We start from the raw sequence: 6,000 nt of genomic DNA, 5'->3' as shown, positions 1-6,000 counted from the left end.
TTAACTGCTTAAATCAAACTCTAACTTTTGGGGGTCACATCATTCCTGTCCCCGTGGTCCCCCTATTCCCTTGGCACAATCCCGTTACCCACAACATAAATAATTCGTTCGATCTCTTCGTCGTCATTCCAATTTCCATCAGGAAGAATGACATAGCGTGTGATAATATAAGATAAAATAGAAGAGGTAACGATTCGAATAATCGTATCTGGGTATGTTTGTATGATTTGCCCCTTTGCTTGATAATGTTCGACGGTCTTCCGAATCTTGGCATATATATCTTTTCCGATATGCTCAATAAACTGTTCCTTTAGCTCTGGGTGAAAAGGAATTTCTTGAATTAATATGCGTAAAAGCGGTAAATTATTTTTGATAAAAGCCTTTCTATTTTCTATCATTGCTCGGATAAAGTCCTGAAAATATTCAAACTCCTGATCTAGCACCTTATTCAAATCATTTTTCACCATTGGAGCGATTAGCTTCAGCATCATCGGTGAAACAATTGCTAAAAGCAGCCCCTTTTTCGATTTGAAATGTTTGAATATCGTCCCTTCGGCAACCTCAGCCTTATTCGCAATCTCACTTGTAGAAGTCCCTGCATAGCCTTGTTCAGCAAATAACTCTGTCGCCGCCTCTAATATCGCTATTTGTTTTTTCGTTAATTTCGTCTCATTATTTGTCATTATATTCGCCTCTTGTCAACTTAAACATTTCTTATATAACATCATATCGGATAATCGATACAAGCTGCAACGAAAAATCCCGCTTATATTTTTCGATATTTCCGAAGGGCTAAGCCATTTAATAGCATAAATACTAGTGAAAATCCTAACAGAATAATAAGGTTAATATAAATTTCGTGCCAGCCATGCCCCCTTACCATAACATCTCGCAGTGCATCTGCCGCATAATAAAGCGGGGTAAATGGTCCAACCCAACTTAGCCAGTCTGAAATTGTTTCTAAATTAAATAATCCTGAAAAGAATATCTGCGGAATGACAACGATTGGGATAAATTGAATCATTTGCAATTCATTATTTGCAAAGGATGAAATAAGTATGCCTAAAGTTAGTGCTGTCAGAGCAAGTAACAACGTAATTAAAAGCACATGGACAAACGATCCCACCATCATCATTCCCAATACATAAATCGCATACCAAGCGATGATTGTTGATTGGATAATTGTAAAAATCCCAAATCCGAATACATAGCCCATCACAATCTCCCATTTTCGTATTGGTGTAGAAAGTAACCGTTCCAGCGTTCCCGTAGTCCGCTCTCGAATAAAGGAAACACCAGCAATAATAAATACAAAAAAGAATACAAAGAATCCGAGTAGTACTGGTCCAAAATAATCAAATGACCCCATATCACTTGACCCATGTAAATAATCCACTTCAAGGTAATCCGCATTTCCGCCCTGCTGCATCTCACCAAATGTTGAGTGAATCCAGCTGATTGTGGCACTGTTTACAGTTGGATCACTGCCTTCCAGGAAAACAGCTGGTGAGCCACCGTTTAATACAATATAGCCATCAACCGCTCCAGCCACAAGCGCTTTTTCTGCCTCACTTTCATCGTTATATGTTGTCACTTCAGCCTCTGTCATATCGATTTGTTCAACGATTGCTTCTGGTATTTCCACCATTCCCACCTTTGGTACATAGTCATCCCCGTTAAAAACGAGATGAAGCATCGTCAGGACTAAAATTGGTGCAAAGATAAGTAAACCTAACGTCCGCTTATCGTGTATTAGCTGCTGAAGAATTCTTTTCGTTAAAGCGATTACTCTCATTTTACGCACCTCCATATACTAGAAAAGCTTGCTCAATCGAACCTGTTTTTGTTTCATTCTTTAATGCTTCAGGGGTGCCTACCGCGATCAACTCTCCATCTCGCATCAATCCCAACCGATCACACTTCTCAGCTTCATCCATTACGTGGGTCGTAATAATGATTGTCGTTCCATTTCGATTTAAGTTATAAAAAGCCTCCCAAATGCTTTTTCTTAAAACCGGATCAATCCCAACGGTTGGCTCATCAAGGATTAGCATTTCAGGCTCATGAAGAAGTGCGATCGCAAGTGATAGTCGTCTTTTCATTCCACCAGAATAATTGGATACGAGCTTATTCAGATGACCCGATAAGTCTACAATCTGCATCACTTCGCTAATCCTTGCCTTTTTGATTTTCCCTTTCAATCCATACAAGCTAGCAAAAAAGTGTAAATTTTCGTTTGCTGACAAGTCCTCGTAAAGCGCATCTGCTTGGGCCATATACCCTATCCGCTTCATCAATTTGAGTGATGGCATCTTTTCTCCAAAAATTAAATTCTCCCCTGACGTAGGAACATCTAATCCAGCTAGTTCTTTTACTAAGGTTGATTTTCCAGCACCGGATGGACCGAGAAGTCCAAATATCTCACCTTCTTTAATTTCTAGATTGATATCCTTTAACACTTCCTGTTTTCCAAACTGCTTATAAACATGTTGAATCGAGATCCACGACATTCTATTGCTCATCATTTTCACCTCAATCATTTTATTAGTGAGTAATCACTCACTAATAAAATACAACAAAACTCGCCTTTTGTAAAGTGAGTAATCACTCATTAATCTATTAAAAAAATCACTGACATTATTTCATCCAAAAAATAAGCCTCACGCTGAATTCCTTCAGAATGAAAGCTTTTTTTCTCAATCAATTTTACTCTCTTGCAGTTGCTTTTCTTCCATTTCCATTGAAGCAGCGCGCAGGACTATAGGGACAGGTTGCGACCACTGAAAAGCACCCCTTTTTTGACATCTATTTCCAGCTACACATTTCAAAAAACAATAACAATATCATAATTAGAACCCTTTAAAGAGGATAGTTCGTTGCTACCTTCTTTAAATTAACTGCTAACGCTATTAATTTCCCTTGTAATTCAATGCATTTTACGTTTATAGCTTAAAAGGGACCTGCCGAGATACGGTATACGTGCGGATGAACCAGTAAGGCTGATTTTTGCCCATCACATAAATTTAATTACTAGTGCATTAAGCTTTAGAGCTGGCCCAGGGTTCCTGTCCCCATGGTCCACATAACATCTCTTCGTTCTTGATTATCAATTATTTTGTGATCGTAAATATGACCGTTTTCCAGGATAATTGCTGGACGTATGATATCATTTCCCCTTTCCTGACCTGTCATGATAATTGGTAAATACTTCGCTATCTCCGCACTAATTGATTTGGAGGCCGTTTTGTAAAAGATGCTTGGAGTATGATCGACCGCATAATGAAGCACACCGTCCAATTGATATGTCGGATCTTCAATCGTTGTTGGCCTGCTCGTTTCAATCCCCATACCCTCATCACAACTGATATCGATAATCATTGCGTCCTGTTTCATTTTCTTTAAATCTTCTTTATAAATAATATGGTCTGTGCGGCCCACATCCCATGTAATTGCATTTACAAGCACATCGTATTTTCCTGCTTCTTTTTGGAATAAGCCCTCTGTCCTTCTATCATAAACAGTTACCTCTGCACCTAGTCCAATTAGTATTTTATATGCGCCGCGTGCCACATTTCCTCTGCCTAAAACGGCAACCTTTGTATCATACGGCATTTTCCCATAACAGCTGAACGCATGCATGATTGCTGCCTCTCCGGCAATCTCATTATTTCTCAGAAACACATGTCTTCCTTCTTCATTCATATCCTCCCAAGCAATACCTGTCAATCGTTTGGACAAAAATATATCGGTTAGTTGCTCATTTTGGACCGCATGAATCCAGCCAAATACAATTTGGCCATCTTGAAGGTTTTCAATATAGTCGGCATCCCCAGCTTTCGGGTCACAGATAATAGCTTGCTTTAAAACTTCCTCCCTGCTAACAACATGGACGCCTAGTTTGATTAACCTCTCATCCGATACAGTAAACCATTCACCATACCCTTTTTCGAAATATAGCTTGTCCTTATGATCCATTTCAGCAATATCTTTAAGAATCATTGCCTGTCTATGTTCGTTTTCTTTACTATTTAATGGAAAACCTACTGTTCGTATCAAATAAATCCCCCCAATTATTTTCAAAGCAAAAAACCATCTAGATTTTCTAACTTTCCATCGCATGAGCTAGGATGAAAATGATTGCAGTTCTTACATTTAATTAAATCCTCCCATCATGAAAATACACCCTTGCTTGCCGAGTCAAGCAAAGATATTACCGTGAAGTTCATTTTATTGGAGCAACCAAGCTATCGGGGGCTTGTATTAAAGATCGTAGTGATGAAATGAAGAATTTGCTGAATAGAGTGAAAATAATTTCTCTCCTTTAGTATAACACACTTCTGGTTTATTTGTTTTTTGTGCCATACTAATTAAACTGTCCGGTAGCTTTGTCGTATTTTTGAAAAGACAATATTTATTCCAGGCGGGGATTATGACTCGGCATTAAAATGGTACAGAGGGTCAGGTCCCCTGTTCGTTATCGCTTTAACGTAGTAGGAGGACCTCTTATTCCTCGCATTGTCGATTACCAACATATGTTCATTAGATTGGAAGTAATCTGTCTGTATCATCATTATCTTTATTATCGGTAGAATCCTAAGTGATGAATTAGGAGGCAAGTTACCGTGTCAGATCCTATTTCTCTATCACTTTAGCGTAGTGGGGGACTGTCCTGCTCCTCTATTTAGCTTTTTCCGTTGATATGTAGAAAACACTACGCCTCCAACGATAAGCAGTGACCCTAAAATTTCTGCTCCGGTTATTAGTTTGTTCAGCAATATCAATCCCATTACCATTGCTACAAAAGGTTCTAAATTAGATAATATGGAAGCCTTTGAAGCATCAACATGCCTAATATTTTTGTTCCAAATTAATGTTGCAATACCATGTACAACAATGGCAGTTCCAATCAGAAAGGACCAGTCCGAAACCTTAGCGCTAATTTGCAAGGGATTGTCCAGCAGAAAAGCAAAAGGAACCGACACAATAAAGCCGACGACATTTGAATACAGCGTAATGGTAAGTGGATCTATTCGATGGGAAAGAAGCCTGGTCAAGATAATCATAATGGCGAATGTTATCATCGTGACAACAATCCATAATAGCCCTTTATCGATATAAAATGAAGAGGAATTCCCGTCTGTTACAACGAAATAAATACCTGTAATTGCCACAACAGAACCTAACAGCATGCGAATTGTCAATTTCTCTTTTAGAAAAATGGCAGCTAATATGCTGGTTAAAATAGGGGCTGTTGCCAAAATTAATGCAGATGTTGTTGGATCAGCTGTTTGCAATCCCACAAAAAAAGACCATTGGTTTATAAAAACACCAATAACCCCCAGAAAAGAAATTGCGAGTAAATCCGATTTTTTAACGCTTCTAAAATGCTTTTTGTATGAGGACAACACAATTAAAAATAGTACAATAAACAAAAGTCTGAGCATCGTTAACAGTGCTGGGGAAAAATCCTGGACTAGCATCTTTCCGAATACAAAATTACTTCCCCACATCACTACACAAAATGTCAGCCAAGCATATGCTTTTAACATATTTACCACCCTTACCATAAATAACAAAATGCTATCTGTCCTATTTTATACTTAATAGGATTTTGCGTATACATTTTTGTTTGGGGATGGAGACATATTGACAGGTTTCACTTAAAGAAGGTTATCTTCTGGTTATTGGTTCAGTACCCATTTCGCAATCGCACATGCTGGGGGACTGACCCTTTATTTTATTCACATATTCGATGGATGAATGTGCAAAATAATCGGGTGACTTGATTAATCGTATAAACCATACCTATACAGTCGATCTCTTTTTACTAGAAGCGAGATTTCCGCAAGAAGATTTCCCGGTTATTTATGTTTTGGACGGTTTATCTTATTTTGATATAGGGAAATAGCGTTAGAGTTCCAGTAAAAAAATTAAAATCAAAGTTGAAACTTGTTATTGTTGTGGGTTAATCAGGAAAGAGAAACAATTCGAAACAGGAGA

General features: G+C 38.2%; 6 protein-coding genes. 1 reads left to right on the top strand and 5 read right to left on the bottom strand.

The annotated features are described in order from the left end of the window. Positions 1-62: 62 nt before the first annotated feature. The 4 genes from A4245_RS11285 to A4245_RS11270 all read right to left on the bottom strand — a co-directional run bounded on the left by A4245_RS11285 (position 63) and on the right by A4245_RS11270 (position 4,056). The gene (locus A4245_RS11285) at positions 63-683 is read right to left on the bottom strand and encodes a TetR/AcrR family transcriptional regulator (RefSeq protein WP_067727908.1); all 621 of its coding nucleotides are present in this window, start codon (positions 681-683) and stop codon (positions 63-65) included. 83 nt (positions 684-766) lie between these two features. Next, positions 767-1,795: an ABC transporter permease gene (locus A4245_RS11280; RefSeq protein ID WP_067727906.1), complete on the bottom strand. Its 1,029-nt coding sequence runs from the start codon at positions 1,793-1,795 to the stop codon at positions 767-769. A gap of 1 nt (position 1,796) precedes the next feature. After that, positions 1,797-2,522 carry an ABC transporter ATP-binding protein gene (locus A4245_RS11275; protein ID WP_067727905.1) on the bottom strand — a complete coding sequence of 242 codons (726 nt, stop codon included), beginning with the start codon at positions 2,520-2,522 and terminating at the stop codon, positions 1,797-1,799. A 523-nt stretch (positions 2,523-3,045) separates the two neighbouring features. After that, positions 3,046-4,056: a N(5)-(carboxyethyl)ornithine synthase gene (locus tag A4245_RS11270; RefSeq protein ID WP_199860678.1), complete on the bottom strand. Its 1,011-nt coding sequence runs from the start codon at positions 4,054-4,056 to the stop codon at positions 3,046-3,048. A gap of 81 nt (positions 4,057-4,137) precedes the next feature. On the opposite strand from A4245_RS11270, the gene A4245_RS20120 reads away from it, so the two are divergent. Then, the gene (locus tag A4245_RS20120) at positions 4,138-4,284 is read left to right on the top strand and encodes a hypothetical protein (protein WP_157087707.1); all 147 of its coding nucleotides are present in this window, start codon (positions 4,138-4,140) and stop codon (positions 4,282-4,284) included. Positions 4,285-4,643: 359 nt separating this feature from the next. On the opposite strand, the gene A4245_RS11265 is transcribed toward A4245_RS20120, so the two are convergent. Further along, the gene (locus tag A4245_RS11265) at positions 4,644-5,549 is read right to left on the bottom strand and encodes a DMT family transporter (protein WP_067727903.1); all 906 of its coding nucleotides are present in this window, start codon (positions 5,547-5,549) and stop codon (positions 4,644-4,646) included. Positions 5,550-6,000 lie beyond the last annotated feature (451 nt).

The sequence above is a fragment of the Oceanobacillus damuensis genome (assembly GCF_001618145.1).
Taxonomy (GTDB): Bacteria; Bacillota; Bacilli; order Bacillales; family Amphibacillaceae; genus Oceanobacillus; species Oceanobacillus damuensis.
Note: the sequence above shows the minus strand (reverse complement) of the source record. Positions and strands in the feature narration are given on the sequence as shown.

Coding starts and splice junctions, on each gene's coding strand:
- A4245_RS11275 (WP_067727905.1), bottom strand. CDS start 2,522: ATGAGCAATAGAATGTCGTGGATCTCGATTCAACATGTTTATAAGCAG.
- A4245_RS11280 (WP_067727906.1), bottom strand. CDS start 1,795: ATGAGAGTAATCGCTTTAACGAAAAGAATTCTTCAGCAGCTAATACAC.
- A4245_RS11285 (WP_067727908.1), bottom strand. CDS start 683: ATGACAAATAATGAGACGAAATTAACGAAAAAACAAATAGCGATATTA.
- A4245_RS11265 (WP_067727903.1), bottom strand. CDS start 5,549: ATGTTAAAAGCATATGCTTGGCTGACATTTTGTGTAGTGATGTGGGGA.